Below are 16,545 nucleotides of genomic sequence, written 5' to 3'. Positions count from 1 at the left end.
GACATCCGGGCCGCCGGGGTCCGGGCGGGTCGAACACGGCCGGAAACGGGTACCGAGCGGTCACGAGCAGGAGTGAGGTCAGGGAGAGACGTGCCGAGCAACGCGGGAACCACCCGTCTGGTCATCGTCGAGTCACCGGCGAAGGCCAAGACGATCTCGGGCTACCTGGGCCCGGGGTACGTCGTGGAGGCGAGCTTCGGCCACGTCCGGGACCTTCCGCGCAACGCCGCCGACGTACCGGCCAAGTACAAGGGTGAGCCGTGGGCGCGGCTCGGGGTGGACGTCGACAACGGCTTCCACGCCCTCTACGTGGTCTCTCCGGACCGGAAGCAGCAGATCAGCAAGCTGAGCAAGCTCGCCAAGGAGGTCGACGAGATCCTCCTGGCGACGGACGAGGACCGCGAGGGCGAGGCCATCGCCTGGCACCTCGTGGAGACGCTCAAGCCCAAGGTGCCGGTCAAGCGGATGGTCTTCCACGAGATCACCAAGCCGGCCATCCAGGCGGCCGTGGCCAACCCGCGCGAGATCGACCGCGACCTGGTCGACGCGCAGGAGGCACGGCGCATCCTCGACCGGCTGTACGGCTACGAGGTCTCCCCGGTGCTGTGGAAGAAGGTCATGCCGAAGCTCTCGGCGGGCCGGGTGCAGTCGGTGGCGACCCGGATCGTCGTCGAGCGGGAGCGCCAGCGGATGGCCTTCCGCACCGCCGAGTACTGGGACATCCTCGCCACGCTGGCCGTCCAGAACGCCGGCGAGGGCCCGCGTACCTTCAACGCCACCCTGATCGCCCTGAACGGCGACCGGATCGCCACCGGCAAGGACTTCGAGCCGACCACCGGCCGGGTGCGGCCCGGCGCCGGTGTGGTGCACCTGGACGAGAGCGGCGCCCGGGGGCTGGCCGCCCGCCTGGACGGCCGTCCCTTCACCGTCACGCGCGTCGAGGAGAAGCCCTACCGCCGTCGCCCGTACGCGCCGTTCATCACCTCCACGCTCCAGCAGGAGGCGGCCCGCAAGCTGCGGTTCTCGTCGCAGCAGACGATGCGCACGGCGCAGCGGCTCTACGAGAACGGCTACATCACCTACATGCGTACCGACTCGGTGAACCTGTCGGAGACCGCCATCGCGGCGGCCCGCCGGCAGATCGTCGAGCTGTACGGCGAGCGCAGCGTGCCGCCGGAGCCGCGCCGCTACACCGGCAAGGTGAAGAACGCGCAGGAGGCGCACGAGGCGATCCGCCCGGCGGGGGACAACTTCCGTACCCCCGGTGACGTGGCCAAGGAGCTGTCGGCCGAGGAGTTCAAGCTCTACGAGCTGATCTGGCGGCGCACCATCGCCTCGCAGATGACCGACGCGGTGGGCTCCAGCGTGTCGGTGCGCATCCGTGCGCTCTCCTCCACGGGCGAGGAGGTCGACTTCGGCGCCACCGGCAAGACGATCACCGACCCGGGCTTCCTGCGGGCGTACGTCGAGTCGAGCGACGACGAGAACGCCGAGGCCGAGGACGCCGAGCGGCGGCTGCCCACGCTCGTGAAGGACCAGCCGCTGACCGCCGAGGAGCTGGCCGCGCAGGGGCACCACACCCAGCCGCCGGCCCGCTACACCGAGGCGTCGCTGGTCAAGGCGCTGGAGGAGCTGGGCATCGGCCGCCCGTCGACGTACGCGTCGATCATGCAGACCATCCAGGACCGCGGCTACGTCTTCAAGCGCGGCCAGGCGATGATCCCGTCCTTCCTGGCGTTCGCCGTGATCGGGCTGATGGAGCGGCACTACCCGCGCCTCATCGACTACGACTTCACGGCCAGCATGGAGAACGAGCTGGACGAGATCGCCGGCGGCGACCACGCGGCCGTCGACTTCCTCACCTCCTTCTACTTCGGCAGCACGAACGGCACCGGCGACCAGGCCATCGCCCACGCCGGCGGCCTGAAGAAGCTGGTCACCGAGAACCTCAGCGAGATCGACGCGCGCAGCGTCAACTCGATCCCGCTCTTCACCGACGACGAGGGTCGGGAGGTGGTGGTCCGGGTCGGCCGGTACGGCCCGTACCTGGAACGGCGGGTACCGGGCGAGGAGGCCGCGCCCCCGGCCGAGGGCGAGGAGGGCGGCGCCCACGGCGACCGCGCGCCGATCCCCGAGGGCCTGGCGCCGGACGAGCTGACCCCGGAGAAGGTGCACGAGCTGTTCCTCGGCGGGGGCGGCGAGCGCAAGCTCGGCGACGACCCGGCCACGGGCGAGCCGATCCTGCTCAAGTCCGGCCGGTTCGGCCCGTACGTGTCCAGCGGCGAGCGGCGCTCCTCGCTGCTGCGCTCGCAGTCGCCCGACACGCTCACCCTCGACCAGGCGTTGCAGCTGCTCAGCCTGCCCCGCCTGATCGGCACCGATCCCGAGGGCAACGAGGTGGTCGCCAACAACGGCCGCTACGGCCCGTACGTCAAGCGCGGTGACGAGTTCCGCTCGCTGGACTCGGAAGAGAAGATGTTCACCGTCACGCTGGACGAGGCGCTGGCGCTGCTGGCCGCTCCGAAGACCCGCCAGCGGCGGGCCGCCGCGCCGCCGCTGCGGGAGCTGGGCGTCGACCCGCTGACGGAGAAGCCCCTGGTCATCAAGGACGGCCGCTTCGGCCCGTACGTCACCGACGGGGAGACCAACGCGTCGCTGCGGCGGGGCCAGACCCCGGAGGCGCTGACCATCGAGGAGGCCTCCGAGATGCTCGCCGAGAAGCGGGCCAAGGGTCCGGCGCCGCGCAAGAAGGCGGCGGCCAAGAAGGCGCCGGCCAAGAAGACCGCGGCGAAGTCGACGGCGGCGAAGAAGACCGCGGCGGCGACCAAGTCGACGGGGACGCGGAAGGCCACGACGGCCAAGGCCGCGCCTGCCAAGAAGGCGGCGCCCCGGAAGGCCACGACCGCTACCGAGTAGGACGCCACGGCGGGGCGCGCACCGCCCGGCACCGTCCAGGACGCGCTCCGCCGGGGCTGTCCGGGACGCGCACCGCCCGGCACGCGCTCCGCCCGGGGCTGTCCGGGACGCCCCCGGGGCGGTCAGCCGCCGTGCCGCTCCTGGCGCATCTTCTCCCAGCGGTCCGCGGCGGCGCTCATCTCCTCCTGGACGAAGAGGAAGAAGTCCCGCAGCTCGGCGAGGCGCGCGCCGGCCTGCGACGTCTCGTCGCCGACGGCCACCACGCCCTCGTGCACGACGTCGGCGAACCTCGTGTAGATCCCGCTGCGGATCATCGCGGTGTACGTGCGGGACTCGGCCGCCTTGTAGAGGTCCCGGCGGGAGCCGGGCGCGGGCTCGCGTACCGCCATGCCGACGTGGATCAGGTAGCGCACCGCGCCGGAGACGGCCGCCGGGCTGACCCCGAGGCGCTCGCTGATCTGCGCCGCGGTCATCCCGGTGTCCTCGGCGACCAGCAGCGCCGCGAGCACCCGGGAGGGCATCCTCGGTACGCCCATGTCGCTGAACGTGAGAGCGAAGTGCTCGATGAAGCGGCGTACGGCTTCCTCGTCGCGGTGACCTGGCGGCTGCATCGTCCTATCTTTCACCACGTTCTGAAGTCCCTGTAACGATCGCCCGGTGCGGCGTCCCACCGCCCGCCGACCCGACGGCGCGGCCGGCGAGCCGGCCGCGCCGCGGACAGGGGTGCTTGGATCATGACGCGAGGTTACGTCGGCGGAAGAGGGTCAGCCCCGTGGCGCCGAGTGCGAGCGCGAGGACGGACATCACCGCCATCGGGGCCAGCGTGGCGTCGGCCGGCACCGCCGGGACGTGACTGAACGGCGAGACGTCCCGGACCGCCTCGGGCACGCCGAGCAGCGACCCGTACGGGCCGAGGACGAAGCTGAGGACGAAGCCGGACCAGGCCAGCCCGACCGACAGCCGCGGCACGAGCCCGAAGAGCGCCACGGCGAGGCCGGCGAGGATCAGCACCGCCGGCAGCTGGAGGTACGCCGTGCCGGCCAGGTGCCGGACCTGGGCGGCGGGATCGCCCGCGCTCGCGCCGTACACCAGGCCGATCGAGACCGCCGCGAGCCCGAGCATGGCCACGGCGCCCGCCGTGGCGACCACGAGGTGCCCGCCCAACCAGGCCAGCCGGCCGGTCGCGGTGGCGAGCACCGCCTCGGCCCGCCCGCTCGACTCCTCGGCCCGGGCCCGCAGCAGCGTCTGGACCAGGTACCCGGCGACCAGCACACCGATGGTCGTCAGCATCGCGGCGAAGAACGTGTCCATCACCGCGTGCCCCCCGCCACCGGCGAGGTCGTCGAGCCTCCCCGTGACGTTCTCGTTCGTCGCCAGCTCGTCGGCGACGGCGTTGGCGATCGAGCCGACGAGCAGCCCGAACGCCGTGATCGTGACGGTCCAGCCGAGCACCGTGCCGCGTTGCAGCCGCCAGGCCAGTCCGAGCGGGCTGAGCAGCGCGGCGGACGCGCGGGCCGGTCCGGGGCGGTCCGCGAGCAGGCCCATGCCCACGTCCCGCCGCGCGGTCAGGGCGAAGGACGCGGCCGTCAGGACCGCGAAGAGCGCGACCGGGAGCACGAGGACCCACCACCGGTCGCCCGCGAAGGGCCGCATCTGCATCGTCCAGCCGATCGGGGAGAGCCAGGAGGGCCAGGCGCTGGTCATGGTGTAACCGTCCGGCTGGACCTCGCCGAAGACGTCGGCGAGGCCGCGGAGCAGGTAGGCGACGCCGACCACCGTGGCGGCGATCCCGTTGGCGGCCCGCGCTCCCTGGGTCAGCTGCGCCGCGACGGCCGCGATGGCGGCGAAGGCGATGCCGGCGGCACCGACCCCGGCACCGGCCGCGAAGGAACCGGCCGCTGGCAGGCCGTTGCCCGTGAAGGCGAGCCCGATCAGCGCGGCGAGCACGACGTTGGCGCCGACCACGACCGCCAGGGCGGCGCTCAGGTTCGCGTGCCGGCCGACGGCCGTCGCGCCGATCATCTCGGCGCGCCCGGTCTCCTCGTTCTGACGGGTGTGCCGGACGACGGCGAGGGTGCTCATGAAGCCCGCCATCAGGGCCAGGAACGCCAGGATCCCGAAGGCGGTCATCTGGCCGTCGCTGGTGCCGGTGGGCGCGGCCCGGAACATCAGCAGTCCGGGCGTCTCGACGGCCACGCGCAGGACGGCCAGGCGGTCGGCCTCGGTGGGGTACTGCGAGTCGGTCGCCGAGCCGGCGAACGCGCCGAGCGCGACGGTGCTCAGGATCCAGACCGGCAGCTGTACGCGGTCGCGCCGCAGCGCGAGGCGGGCGAGCCGGCCGGTGCCCGTGTAGGCGGTGCTCACCGGACACCCACCAGCTCGTCGCCGTAGTGGCGCAGGAAGAGTTCCTCCAGCGACGGCGGGGCGCTGGCGAGGGCGCGTACGTCGAAGCGGGTCAGGTACTCCAGCACCCGGTTCAGGTCGGCCGTGTCCACGGCGAACGTCGCGTGGGTGGTGGACACGACGGCGTCGTACACGCCGGGCAGCTCCGCCAGCCCGGTGATGGGACGCGCGGTGTCCACCGAGACCGAGGTGCGGGTCAGGTGCCGCAGCTCGGTGAGGGTGCCGCTCTCCACCGTCCGGCCCTGCCGGATGATGCTCACCCGGTCGCACAGCGCCTCCACCTCCGAGAAGATGTGGCTGGAGAGCAGGACCGTGCGGCCCTGGCTCTTCACCTCGCGTACGCACTCCTGGAAGGCCGCCTCCATGAGCGGGTCGAGCCCGGAGGTCGGCTCGTCGAGGATGTACAGCTCCACGTCGGAGGCGAAGGCGGCGACGATCGCGACCTTCTGCCGGTTCCCCTTGGAGTACGTGCGCGCCCGCTTCGAGGGATCGAGCTGGAACCGCTGGATCAGGTCGTCCCGGCGGCGCCGGTCCAGGCCGCCCCGGAGCGACCCGAACAGGTCGATCGCCTCACCGCCGGTCAGGTTCGGCCACAGGTTCACGTCGCCCGGCACGTACGCCAGGCGCCGGTGCAGGTCCACGGCGTCCCGCCAGGGGTGGCCGCCGAGCAGGCTGACCGACCCGGCGTCCGCCCGCAGCAACCCCAGCAGGACCCGGATGGTGGTGGACTTCCCGGAGCCGTTGGGGCCCAGGAAACCGTGCACCTCGCCGACGTCGACGTGCAGATCCAGTCCATCGAGTGCGCGAACCCTGCCGAAGGTCTTCACCAGCGCGGAGACGGAGATAGCAGTCATGCCCCGAACGCTACGCCGGTTTCACAAAATCGTGAAACGTCTGAAGCGTATAAAACGCGTTAAAAATCGGGGGAGAGACTCCGCCGCGCGAGCCGTCGCTGGGCTGATGATCGCGCTGGATGGGTGAAGTAGTGGCCTTCCGAGGATCGGGAGGCCACTACTTCCGTGTCGGGGTGTGATCGTGGCGACCGGATCTGCGTGGCCGGGCCGGCCGCGCGGACGGTCAGTCGCCGAGGACGCGGGTCAGGTGGGGGCTCGTGAAGACGCGGTCGGGGTCGAGGCGGTCGCGCACCGCCCGGAAGTCGGCCCAGCGGGGGTACGCGGGGGCGAGCGACGCCGCGTCGCGCCAGTGCAGTTTGCCCCAGTGCGGCCGACCGCCCAGGCCGGCGGCGACCCGTTCGAAGGCCGTGAAGTACGGCTCGTACGGCATGCCGACGTACTGGTGGATGGCCACGTACGCCGAGTCCCGGCCGTAGCCGTGCGACAACCAGATGTCGTCGGCGGCCGTGAAGCGGATCTCCACGGGGAAGAGCACCTTGAAGGGCAGCTCCGCCACGATCCGCTGGAGCGCGCCGAGCGCCTCGCCGAGCGCCTCGCGCGGCATCCCGTACTCCATCTCGACGAACCGGACGCGGCGCGGGGTGCAGAAGACCCGGTCGGAGCGGCCCGTGTACCGGCGCTCGGTGAGCGCCCGCGCCGAGATCGCGCTGATCGTCGGGGCGAGGGCCGGCACGGCGCGGCCGACCCGGCACGCCCCCGCGAAGACGGTGTTGGACAGGAACTCGTCGTCGAGCCAGCCGCGCCAGCGGGGCAGCGGCCGGTCGTCGGCGGCCACGCGGTCGTTGGTCTTGACCTGCACCCGTGTCGTGTAGGGGAACCAGTAGAACTCGACGTGGTCGTGCCCGGCGACCAGGTCCGGCAGTGCGGCCAGCACGTCGTCGAGCGGTGCCGGACGCTCGTGCGCGTGCAGCACGAACGCGTCCACGCAGCGCAACGTCACCTCGACGACGACACCGAGCGCCCCGAGGGACACCCGGGCGGCGGCGAGGACGTCGGGATGCTCCTCGGCCGAGCAGCGCAGCACCTCGCCGGTGCCGGTGACGAGGGTGAGCGCCTCCACGAAGGTGGCCAGGCAGCCGTACCCGGCGCCGGTGCCGTGGGTGCCCGTCGAGATGGCGCCCGCGACCGTCTGCGCGTCGATGTCGCCGAGGTTGGGCAGGGCGAGGCCGTGCCGCGCGAGCAGGTCGTTGAGCGCGCTCAGCGTCATCCCCGCGGGTACCGTGACGAGCCGGCGCTCCGTGTCGACCCGTACGCCGGTGTCCAGCGCCGCCAGCTCCATCCGCCGGTCGTCGGCGAGGGCGACCGGGGTGAAGGAGTGTCCGCTGCCGACCGCCCGGATCCGGCCACCGGCGGCCCGCGCGACCCGGACCGCCTCGACGACCTCGGCGGTGGTGCCGGGGCGCAGGATGGTGGAGGTGCCCCGCTGGTTACCGGCCCAGTTCGACCACGGGACGCTGGACGTTGCGGTGCCGCCGGCCATGCGCACTCCTCGACATGAATATGAACTGACTTCATATCAAGAACGTTGTCGCTGGTAAATACCGCGACTGAGTCCCATTCGTTAGACCGGTAGTCACTGAACAGTGACGTGCAGATATGTTCACCGTCGAAGGGGGGTGGCGCCGAGTGTCCACACCAGCCGCCACGACCGGGCCACTGCGCCGCGTACCGGTGCAGGGTCGAAGTGTCGCTCGGGTCCAGCGGATGCTGGACGCCTGCGCCGAACTCGTTGACGAAGTGGGGTACGAGGGGCTGACGACGACCCTGCTCGCCGAGCGGGCCGAGGTCGCCATCGGCTCGGTCTACCAGTTCTTCCCGGACAAGCGGGCGATCGTGCAGGCGCTGACGCTGCGCACGATGGAGTCCTACCTCCAGCGGCTCGACGAACGGTTCGCCTCGGACGACCTGACCCACTGGTGGGACGGCGTCGACGCGGCCATCGACGAGTACATCACGATGCACCGCACCGTCCCCGGATTCCGTACCCTGCACTTCGGCGACGTGGTCGACCTACACCTGCTCGATGAGCAGAGGGACAACAACGGGGTGATCGCGGACCAGCTGGCCCGCGTGCTCACCGAGCGCTTCGGGCTGACCGGTGTCCCCGAACTCCGTTTCCACCTGGAGGTCGCCGTGGAGACGGCCGACGCGCTCATCAAGCTGGCGTTCCGCCGGCAGCCCGAGGGTGACGAGCGGGTGCTGGCCGAGGCGAAGTCGCTCATCCGGGAGTACCTGCACCGCCAGGTGGACGCCACGACCGACGCCGGCCGAGCCGGCTGAACCAGTCGCCGCCGACCCAGGTGCGCGGGTGGCGGCGAGGCCCGGGGTGCGACCGGGCGAGGGCAGGGCCCGGGGTGCGACCGGGTGACGCAAGGTCCGGGGTGCGACCGGGCGACGACGTGACGAGGGGTCCGGGGTGCGACCGGGCCACGGTGTGAGGACGGGTCCGGGTGCGACCGGGCCACGGTACGGACGGACGGCCCCCGGGTGCGACGGGGTGACGGTGCGGACGACGGCCCGGGGTGCGACCGGGGTGACGCCGCCCTCGGGGGCCGCGTCCGGCCGGCACCGGGCGGTCAGAGGAAGGCGTGGCCTTCGCCCCGGTAGGTCGGCACGGTCGCCACGACCGTGTCCCCCTCGACCAGGTGCAGCTCGTTGACGTGCTCGCAGAGCTCGCCGGCCTTGGCGTGGCGGAACCACACCCGGTCACCGACCCGGAGGGTGGCCGCCGCCGGGCCGGCGAGCGGGGTCTGCACCTCGCCGGCGCCCTCGGCGCCGAGCAGCTTCAGCCCCGCCGGCAGGACCGGCCGGGGCAACCGGCTGGCCGCCGCCGGGCCGGAGGCGATCCAGCCGCCGCCGAGCACGGTGGCCAGGCCGGGCGCCGGCCGGCGGACGACCGCGCACGCGAAGTAGGCCGCCGGGGTGGGGCGCCAGGCGCGGTACGCGTCGAAGAGCGTCGGCCCGTACAGGCCCGATCCCGCGGTGACCTCGGTGACCGCGGGATCGGCGCTGGTCGCCGCCACGCTGCCGGTGCCGCCGCCGTTGACGAACTCCAGGTCGGCGTGCTCGCGTACGGCGGCCACCGCGGCGCTGCGCCGGCTCAGCAGTTCGCGGTACGAGCCACGCTGGGCGAGCCGGATGGCCGTTCCGACCACCGCCTGCCCCGGGGGCGCGTCGCCGAGGCCGGCGATCTGTGCCTCGTACGCCATGAGGCCGACCAGCCGGAAGCCGGCGCGCCCGGCCACGGTGGCGGCGAGCGCGCCGGCCGCGGCGGCGCTGTGCACCGGTGAGCGGCGCACCCCGACGTGCACCCGTCCGCCGAGGGGCCGCCAGGAGGCGTCCAGGTCGAGGCAGACCCGCAGCTCGGGGCGGCGGTCGGGGCCGCGTACGGCGTCGACGAGATCGAGTTGGTCGGTACCGTCGACCATCAGCGTGACGGCCGCCGCGAGTTCGGCGTCCGAGGTGAGCTCGGCGAGCGCGGCGCGGTGCGCCGTGGGGTAGGCCACCAGCACGTCGTCGGAGACCCCCGCCCGGACCAGCCAGATCGCCTCGGGCAGGGTGAATGCCATGACACCCCGCCAACCGGGCCGGCGCAACGCCCGGCCGATCAGCTCCCGGCTGCGGACCGACTTGCTGGCCAGCCGGACCGGCTTGCCGGAGGCGAGGCCCGCCAGCGCGAGCGCGTTGGCGTCGAAGGCCGTGAGGTCGACCACGGCGTAGGGCGGGTCGAGGTGTGCGGTCGCCCGGTCCAGGCGTCCGCGAAGTTCGTCACTGTCGATGGCCACGTGTGCACGCTAACTGTCGGGCGGTCAATGCGAAACACCCTCGCGTATGCCCGGCTGCGGCGGGTGGTCCCGGCGGCCTAGGCTCGGCGAGCAGGAGAATGTCCCGGTGGGGCCGCGGCCCACCGGGACTAGAGTGTTCCACCGGGGATGCCCAGCGATGGGCCGGCACGTGGAGGTACGGCCATCGAAAGCCAGAACAACGGCGAGTCGTCCGGCGTGTCGCCGTCCGGTAACCAGCCCGACGGTCCTGCCGGCCGTCCGGAGAGCGCCCCGATCGGCAGCGCCGCGGGGCAGATCGGCGGCGCGGCGAGCCAGTCGCCCCCCGCACCCCAGACCGACCGGTCCGGCATCGGCGCCATCCGCTCGGTGCTGCGCATCCGGCCGTTCCGCCGGCTCTGGATCGTGCTCGGGGCCGCCTCCTTCGGCGACTGGCTCGGCCTGCTCGCCACCTCCGTCTTCGCCGCGTCCCAGGTGCAGGGCAGCACCGCCAAGGGTGCCGCCTTCGGCCTCGTGATCGGCATCCGGCTGTTGCCGGCACTGGTGCTCGGGCCGATCGCCGGCGTCCTCGCCGACCGGTTCGACCGGCGCTGGACGATGGTCATCTGCGACCTGCTGCGGTTCGTGCTCTTCGCCTCGATCCCGCTCGTCGCGTTGCTCGGCCTCCGCGGCGGGCTGGTGGTCGGCTGGGCGACGATCGCCACGTTCCTGGTCGAGTCGATCACCCTGCTCTGGATACCGGCCAAGGAGGCCGCGGTCCCCAACCTCATCCCGCGCGCCCGGCTGGAGACGGCCAACCAGCTCACTCTCATCACCACGTACGGCCTGACGCCGGTGTTCGCGGCGCTCGCCATCGCGGTGCTCGACCGCAGCGTGCGGGCCGCGACCGGTGGCGAGGTCCCCGGCTGGGCGGAACCGGCCCAGTTGGCGCTCTGGTTCAACGCGTTCTCCCGCCTCGCCACGGCGGTCGTGGTGGCGTTCGGGATCAAGGAGATCAGCCAGGCGCGGGCGGCCCGGCACGAGCGCGCCGAACAGAGCATGACCCGGCAGTTCGTCGAGGGCTGGCGCTTCATCTCCCAGACCCCGCTCGTCCGGGGGCTGGTGCTCGGCATCTTCGGCGCCTTCGCCGGTGGCGGCATCGTGATCGGCACCGCCCGCTTCTTCGCCAACTCGCTCGGCGCCGGCGACGCCGCGTTCTTCCTGCTCTTCGCGGCCATCTTCATCGGGCTGGCGATCGGCATCGGGCTCGGCCCGATGATCGTCAAGGAGATGTCGCGGCGCCGCTGGTTCGGCATGAGCATCGTGCTCGCCAGCGCGGCGGTGATGACCCTCGCGTTCGCCATCCACCTGTCGATGGCCATCGTCGGGGCGATCCTGGTCGGCGCCGGTGCCGGGATGGCCTTCCTGGCCGGCACGACGCTGCTCGGCGGCGAGATCGCCGACGAGGTGCGCGGCCGGGTGTTCGCCGTGGTGCAGATCGGCACGCGGCTGGTGCTCCTCCTGGCGATCACGCTGAGCAGCGTGCTCGCCGGCGTCGGCGGCTCCCGCAAGCTGGAGATCGCCGACCTGGGCGTCTCGGTGTCGTCGACCCGCCTGCTGCTCCTCGCGGCGGGCGCGGCCGGCATCTTCGCGGGGATCAGCGCGTTCGGGCAGATGGACGACAAGAAGGGCGTGCCGGTCCTGGCCGACCTGTGGGGCTCGATCCGGGGCCGTCCGCTCATGCCGGCCGAGCCGTTCGTCTCCACCGGTCTCTTCGTGGTCTTCGAGGGTGGGGAGGGCGCCGGCAAGTCCACCCAGCTCGCGCTCCTCGCCGACCGGCTGCGCGGCCAGGGGCGGGACGTGGTGGTCACCCGCGAGCCGGGCGCCACCGCGGTGGGCGAGCGGATCCGGTCGCTGGTGCTCGGCACCTCCGACGGCGAGGCGCCGTCACCGCGGGCCGAGGCGCTGCTCTACGCCGCCGACCGGGCCCACCACGTGGCCACCGTGGTCCGCCCGGCGCTGGCGCGCGGCGGCGTGGTGATCAGCGACCGGTACGTCGACTCGTCCCTCGCCTACCAGGGCGCGGGGCGGACGCTCCCGGTCGACGAGGTCTCCTGGCTCTCGTCCTGGGCCACCGGCGGGCTCAAGCCCGACCTCGTGGTGCTGCTCGACATCGAGCCGCACGCCGGGCTGTCCCGGGTGGCGGCCCGCAGCGAGGAGGCCGACCGGCTGGAGGCCGAGTCGGTCGCCTTCCACGAGCGGGTCCGGTACGCGTTCCTCGACCTCGCCGCCGCCGACCCGAAGCGCTACCTGGTGCTCGACGCCGCGCGTCCGGTCGAGGAGATCGCCCGGCAGGTGGCGCGGCGGGTCGACGAGATGCTCGGCAACCCCGCCGGCATCGTGCACCCGCGCCCGGCCCAGGGGCCCGACACCTCGGTGCAGCCGGAGTTATCCGACGCGGAGCTGGTGACGATGGAGCAACGGACCTGATGCCCGACGTCTTCGCCGACCTGGTCGGTCAGGACGAGGCGGTCGCCACGCTGCGCCGGGCCGCCACCGCGGCGGCGGCCGTGCTGCGGCACGCCGCCGGCGAGCGGGCGCTCGCGCTCACCCCGGCCGCCCCGGACTCCGCCGAGTCCGCCGGTGGATCCGGCGACCCGGGCGCCGGGATGACCCACGCCTGGATCTTCACCGGGCCGCCCGGTTCCGGGCGGTCCGTGGCGGCGCGCGCCTTCGCCGCCGCCCTCCAGTGCGCGTACGGCACGGGCTGCGGCGAGTGCCCCGGCTGCCACACCACGATGGCCGGTACGCACGCGGACGTCCGGCTCGTGGTGCCGGAGGGGCTCTCCATCGGCGTCGACGAGATGCGGGCGCTGGTCCTGCGCGCCGCCAGCACCCCGTCCGGCGGGCGCTGGCAGGTGGTGGTGATCGAGGACGCGGACCGGCTCACCGAGGCCGCCGGCAACGCGCTGCTCAAGGCCATCGAGGAGCCCCCGCCGCGTACCGTCTTCCTGCTCTGCGCCCCGTCCACCCACCCGGACGACATCTCGGTGACGATCCGGTCGCGCTGCCGGGTCGTACCCCTGCGACAGCCCTCGGCCGACGCGGTGGCCGAGGTGCTGGTCCGCCGCGACGGCATCGCCCCCGACGTGGCGCAGTGGGCGGCGGCCGCCGCCCAGGGGCACGTGGGCCGGGCGCGACGGCTGGCGCGCGACCCGGAGGCGCGCAAGCGGCGGGACGCCGTGCTCGCCATCCCCCGCCGGCTCACCGGGGTGGGCGCCGCCTTCGACGCGGCGTCCGCGCTGATCGAGGCGGCCGAGGCGGAGGCCGAGGCCTCGGTGGCGGAGGCCGACGCGGCCGAGCGCGCGGCGCTGGAGACGGCGCTCGGCGCGGGCGGCACCGGCCGGGGCGCGGCGGGCGCCATCCGCGGCGCGGCCGGCCAGCTCAAGGACCTGGAGCGGCGGCAGAAGTCGCGGGCCACCCGCGCCCAGCGGGACGCACTGGACCGGGCGCTCGTCGACCTCGCCGGCTTCTACCGGGACGCGCTCACGATGGCCCTGCGGGCGCCCGTCGCGCCGGTGCACACCGACGCCGCCGCGCTGGCCGCCGCCGGGGCGCAGAAGTGGGACGCCGAGGGGGCCCTGCGCCGCCTGGAGGCGGTACTGGCCTGCCGCGCGGCCATCGAGGCGAACGTGAAGCCGCGCATCGCCGTGGAGGCGATGATGCTCGCCCTCTGGCGGGGCTGAGCCGCACCGCCCCCTCCACCCGACCTGGTCCCACGCGCCGGACCCGTCGTCCACAGGCATCGACAGCCTCGATTTCGATGCGGTACGGTCCGGGAATGCCGTGGTGACGGTGACGCCACGCTCAGTGAGGATCAGTCCGGGAGGAGTGGCCGATGCCACGGGGGGAGATCGACGAGGCCTGGATCGAGGAGGCCGTGCGGCGCTACCACCGCATCGAGTCGCTCCAGGCCGAGTTCGACCAGGCGGTGTCGACCGTGGAGGTCACCGTGCGCTCGCCCGACGGCCTCGTCGAGGTGGTCGTGACGGCCGCGGGCCGGATCACCGACGTCCGCTTCCTCGGCCGGCTGCACAACCGCAACCCCCGCGACGTCGCCGGTTCCGTGCGGGCCGCGGTCACCGCCGCGGCCGACGCCGCCGAGTGGGCCCGCGAGAAGCTGCACAACGAGACGTTCGCCGCCTACCGACCGCTCGCGGGAGCCTGAGATGGACGCCCTTCGCGCTCTCGCCGCCCGGCTCGACGAGGCGGCCGCCACGCTCACCACGCTCTCGCACACCGTCACCGCGAACGATCCGCCGCAGGCCGCCTTCGGCGCCGACGCGCCCGGCCGGCCGGGCGAGATCGGGCGCGCGCTGCACCGGCAGTGGACGGCCGCCACCGACAACCGGGCGCGGGAGGCGCGCGCGGTCGCCGGCCGGCTGGGCGCCGCCGCGGCGGCCGTCCGCGAGGCCGCCGAGCACTACGCCGACGCCGACCGCGGGGCCCGGCGACGCCTGGCCGGTGAGGCGTGATGGACGCGCTCGACCGGCTCGCCGAGCCCGGCCTCGACCTGCTGCGCCGGGTGGACACGCTGCTCGCCGCGGGCGCCCCGGAGGGGCACCGGGTCTGGCCGCTGCTGCGCCGCATGCAGGTGCTGCCCGGCGAGGCGGTGCGCCACTTCCTCGACCTGCGCCCCGGGCCGCTGTCCGGTGCCGGGCACGGGGTGCGCCGGCTGGTGCGGGGGTACGACGACGTGTCCGCCACGCTGACCGACCCGGTGCTGTGGTCCGGGCCGGCCGCCGAGGCGTACGCGCAGTCGCGCGCCGCGCTGCTGCGGCACCTCGACGAGGGGCCGGACAGCATGGTCGGCCGGCTGGAGTCAACCGCCGGCTACGCCGACGCGCTCGCCGACTGGATCGAGGGCAGCCGCCTCGCGCTGGCGCGGGCGCTCGCCGACGTGCTGCGATCGTCCGAGGCCGTCGCGGTGGTCGCCGCCACCTCCGTGCTGACCGGTGCGACGACGCGATCGGGGTCGGTCGGGCCGCGGGCCGTCGAGGCCGCCGACATCGGCGCCCGCGTGCTGGCGGTGCTGTCCGTGGCGTACGACGGTGCGGAGACGCTGCTGCGCCAGTGGGGCCCGAGTCTCGCCGAGTCGACGTGGCGTCCGCCGGTGGCCGGTCGGCCCCGCTACGACACGGTCACCCGCGTCGGGTGGTGAGCGGCGGGGGTTCCCGCCGCCGGGCACCTCGCGCTCCTCTCCGGAGGTCAGCTCGCCGTCCCGGTCCGCTCCCTGGCCGTCCCGGTCCGCTCCCCGGCCGCCGATCCACGTCGTGCCGGTGCTGGTGACGGTGCCGGTCCGGGACGGTCCGGGACGGTCCACGGCGTCGCGCGCGGACGCCCGGTCGAGCCGGGCGCCGGCGGCGACGCCGTGGCCTTTCCCTGCACCCCCCGCAGGTATGGTCTCCACTCAACGCCGCCGCAGGTCGTTTGTCGCCCGTGCCGGCCCGGATTCAACCGTCCGGGCGAGGCTCAACGGCACGTCGGTCCGGTCCGCGTATCGGTCGAGTCGACCGCCGTGGATGGCTGCACGGCGTAGTCGTCCGGCGACGCCCGGCGGGCCCGGAGTCCGTGTCCCGTCGTAGGGTGGGGGCATGGGCATGCTCTGCGCGGTCAGTTTCAACCGGTACGGGCGCCTCTACTACCTGGATCCGGGCGAGCTGCGTCCGCAGGTCGGCGACAAGGTGCTGGTGCCCACGGACGACGGGCCCGAGGTGGCCGAGTGCGTGTGGGCCGCGCAGTGGGTCGGAGAGGACACGGACGGCTTCCCGAAGCTCGCCGGCATGGCCGGCGAGGAGGACCTGCGCCGGGACGAGGCGCTGCGCCGCCGCAAGGCCGAGGCGAAGGTGGCCGCGAAGCGGCTGATCCGGGCCCACGGACTGCCGATGAAGGTCGTGGCGGTCGACCACGTGCTCGGCTCCGCCGACGGCAGCGGCGAGCGCACGACCGTCTACTTCACCGCGCCGCACCGGGTCGACTTCCGCTCGCTGGTCCGCGACCTCGGCGCCACCCTGCACTGCCGGGTCGAGCTGCGCCAGCTCTCGGCGCGCGACTCGGCGCGGGTGCAGGGCGGCATCGGCTCCTGCGGCCGGGACCTGTGCTGCGCCACGTTCCTCACCGACTTCGAGCCGGTGACCATCCGCATGGCCAAGGACCAGGACCTGCCGCTCAACCCGCTGCGCATCTCCGGGGCGTGCGGCCGGCTCATGTGCTGCCTCAAGTACGAACATCCCCTGTATCAAAAATTCCAGGAGTCCGCGCCGCCGGTCGGCACCCGCGTCACCACACCGCAGGGCGACGGCCGGGTGGTCGGCCACAGCGTTCCCCGGGACTCGGTCACCGTGCGGCTGGACGCGGACGGCTCCCGCTGCTCCTGCTCCCGCGCCTCCGTGTGCGCCCCCCGCCAAGCCCACGACCAGCACTACAGCCCCTGACCCGACCCCGCCCCGCCCCCGCCCCGCGCGCCCGTCCTGGCCGCCCTCTTCCGGCGC

General features: G+C 73.8%; 12 protein-coding genes and 1 pseudogene. 8 read left to right on the top strand and 5 right to left on the bottom strand.

The features are described 5' to 3' along the window. The first annotated feature begins 90 nt into the window (after nt 1–90). On the top strand, nt 91–2,916 hold the full coding sequence (topA, locus tag OG994_RS22650) for a type I DNA topoisomerase (RefSeq protein WP_120327929.1): 2,826 nt from the start codon (nt 91–93) through the stop codon (nt 2,914–2,916). A 122-nt stretch (nt 2,917–3,038) separates the two neighbouring features. Here topA and OG994_RS22645 read toward each other — a convergent pair whose 3' ends face one another. The 4 genes from OG994_RS22645 to OG994_RS22630 form a co-directional block, all read right to left on the bottom strand. Then, nucleotides 3,039–3,527: a GbsR/MarR family transcriptional regulator gene (locus OG994_RS22645; protein WP_120327928.1), complete on the bottom strand. Its 489-nt coding sequence runs from the start codon at nt 3,525–3,527 to the stop codon at nt 3,039–3,041. Between the two features lie 121 nt (nt 3,528–3,648). After that, nucleotides 3,649–5,280, bottom strand: coding sequence for an ABC transporter permease (locus OG994_RS22640; protein ID WP_328850907.1), 1,632 nt, complete (start codon nt 5,278–5,280; stop codon nt 3,649–3,651). Further along, nucleotides 5,277–6,173, bottom strand: coding sequence for an ABC transporter ATP-binding protein (locus OG994_RS22635; protein WP_328850906.1), 897 nt, complete (start codon nt 6,171–6,173; stop codon nt 5,277–5,279). Before OG994_RS22635 ends, OG994_RS22640 begins: the two co-directional genes overlap by 4 nt. 223 nt (nt 6,174–6,396) lie before the next feature. After that, a complete protein-coding gene (locus OG994_RS22630) occupies nt 6,397–7,713 on the bottom strand; it encodes a D-arabinono-1,4-lactone oxidase (protein ID WP_328850905.1) in 1,317 nt (438 codons plus the stop codon). A 224-nt stretch (nt 7,714–7,937) separates the two neighbouring features. Between OG994_RS22630 and OG994_RS22625 the strand changes: the two genes are divergently transcribed. Beyond that, the gene (locus tag OG994_RS22625) at nt 7,938–8,513 is read left to right on the top strand and encodes a TetR family transcriptional regulator (RefSeq protein ID WP_120327925.1); all 576 of its coding nucleotides are present in this window, start codon (nt 7,938–7,940) and stop codon (nt 8,511–8,513) included. Nucleotides 8,514–8,809: 296 nt separating this feature from the next. Here OG994_RS22625 and OG994_RS22620 read toward each other — a convergent pair whose 3' ends face one another. Then, nucleotides 8,810–10,018, bottom strand: coding sequence for an amino acid deaminase/aldolase (locus OG994_RS22620; RefSeq protein ID WP_328850904.1), 1,209 nt, complete (start codon nt 10,016–10,018; stop codon nt 8,810–8,812). A 402-nt stretch (nt 10,019–10,420) separates the two neighbouring features. Here OG994_RS22620 and tmk point away from each other — a divergent pair, with 402 nt between their 5' ends. The 6 genes and pseudogenes from tmk (at nt 10,421) to OG994_RS22590 (ending at nt 16,488) form a co-directional block, all read left to right on the top strand. Further along, nucleotides 10,421–12,484 (top strand): dTMP kinase, encoded by a 2,064-nt coding sequence (tmk, locus tag OG994_RS22615; RefSeq protein WP_240032878.1) that lies wholly within the window; start codon nt 10,421–10,423, stop codon nt 12,482–12,484. Nucleotides 12,485–12,549: 65 nt separating this feature from the next. Beyond that, nucleotides 12,550–13,740, top strand: a pseudogene (locus OG994_RS22610) (DNA polymerase III subunit delta'); the annotation flags it as partial. Between the two features lie 152 nt (nt 13,741–13,892). Beyond that, a complete protein-coding gene (locus tag OG994_RS22605) occupies nt 13,893–14,222 on the top strand; it encodes a YbaB/EbfC family nucleoid-associated protein (protein WP_328850902.1) in 330 nt (109 codons plus the stop codon). 1 nt (nt 14,223) lies between these two features. Further along, a complete protein-coding gene (locus OG994_RS22600) occupies nt 14,224–14,529 on the top strand; it encodes a hypothetical protein (RefSeq protein WP_328850901.1) in 306 nt (101 codons plus the stop codon). After that, nucleotides 14,529–15,215, top strand: a complete 687-nt coding sequence (locus OG994_RS22595; RefSeq protein ID WP_328850900.1) for a hypothetical protein — start codon at nt 14,529–14,531, stop codon at nt 15,213–15,215. Before OG994_RS22600 ends, OG994_RS22595 begins: the two co-directional genes overlap by 1 nt. A gap of 433 nt (nt 15,216–15,648) precedes the next feature. After that, nucleotides 15,649–16,488: a PSP1 domain-containing protein gene (locus OG994_RS22590; RefSeq protein ID WP_328850899.1), complete on the top strand. Its 840-nt coding sequence runs from the start codon at nt 15,649–15,651 to the stop codon at nt 16,486–16,488. Nucleotides 16,489–16,545: the final 57 nt, after the last annotated feature.

The sequence above is a fragment of the Micromonospora globbae genome (assembly GCF_036184225.1).
In the GTDB taxonomy this organism is placed as follows: Bacteria; Actinomycetota; Actinomycetes; order Mycobacteriales; family Micromonosporaceae; genus Micromonospora; species Micromonospora globbae.
Note: the sequence above shows the minus strand (reverse complement) of the source record. Positions and strands in the feature narration are given on the sequence as shown.

What these genes read in the sequence shown, in the direction of transcription:
- OG994_RS22600 (WP_328850901.1), top strand. Translation starts at nt 14,224, where the DNA reads ATGGACGCCCTTCGCGCTCTCGCCGCCCGGCTCGACGAGGCGGCCGCC.
- OG994_RS22590 (WP_328850899.1), top strand. Translation starts at nt 15,649, where the DNA reads ATGGGCATGCTCTGCGCGGTCAGTTTCAACCGGTACGGGCGCCTCTAC.
- OG994_RS22605 (WP_328850902.1), top strand. Translation starts at nt 13,893, where the DNA reads ATGCCACGGGGGGAGATCGACGAGGCCTGGATCGAGGAGGCCGTGCGG.
- OG994_RS22625 (WP_120327925.1), top strand. Translation starts at nt 7,938, where the DNA reads ATGCTGGACGCCTGCGCCGAACTCGTTGACGAAGTGGGGTACGAGGGG.
- OG994_RS22595 (WP_328850900.1), top strand. Translation starts at nt 14,529, where the DNA reads ATGGACGCGCTCGACCGGCTCGCCGAGCCCGGCCTCGACCTGCTGCGC.
- OG994_RS22630 (WP_328850905.1), bottom strand. Translation starts at nt 7,713, where the DNA reads ATGGCCGGCGGCACCGCAACGTCCAGCGTCCCGTGGTCGAACTGGGCC.
- OG994_RS22645 (WP_120327928.1), bottom strand. Translation starts at nt 3,527, where the DNA reads ATGCAGCCGCCAGGTCACCGCGACGAGGAAGCCGTACGCCGCTTCATC.
- OG994_RS22635 (WP_328850906.1), bottom strand. Translation starts at nt 6,173, where the DNA reads ATGACTGCTATCTCCGTCTCCGCGCTGGTGAAGACCTTCGGCAGGGTT.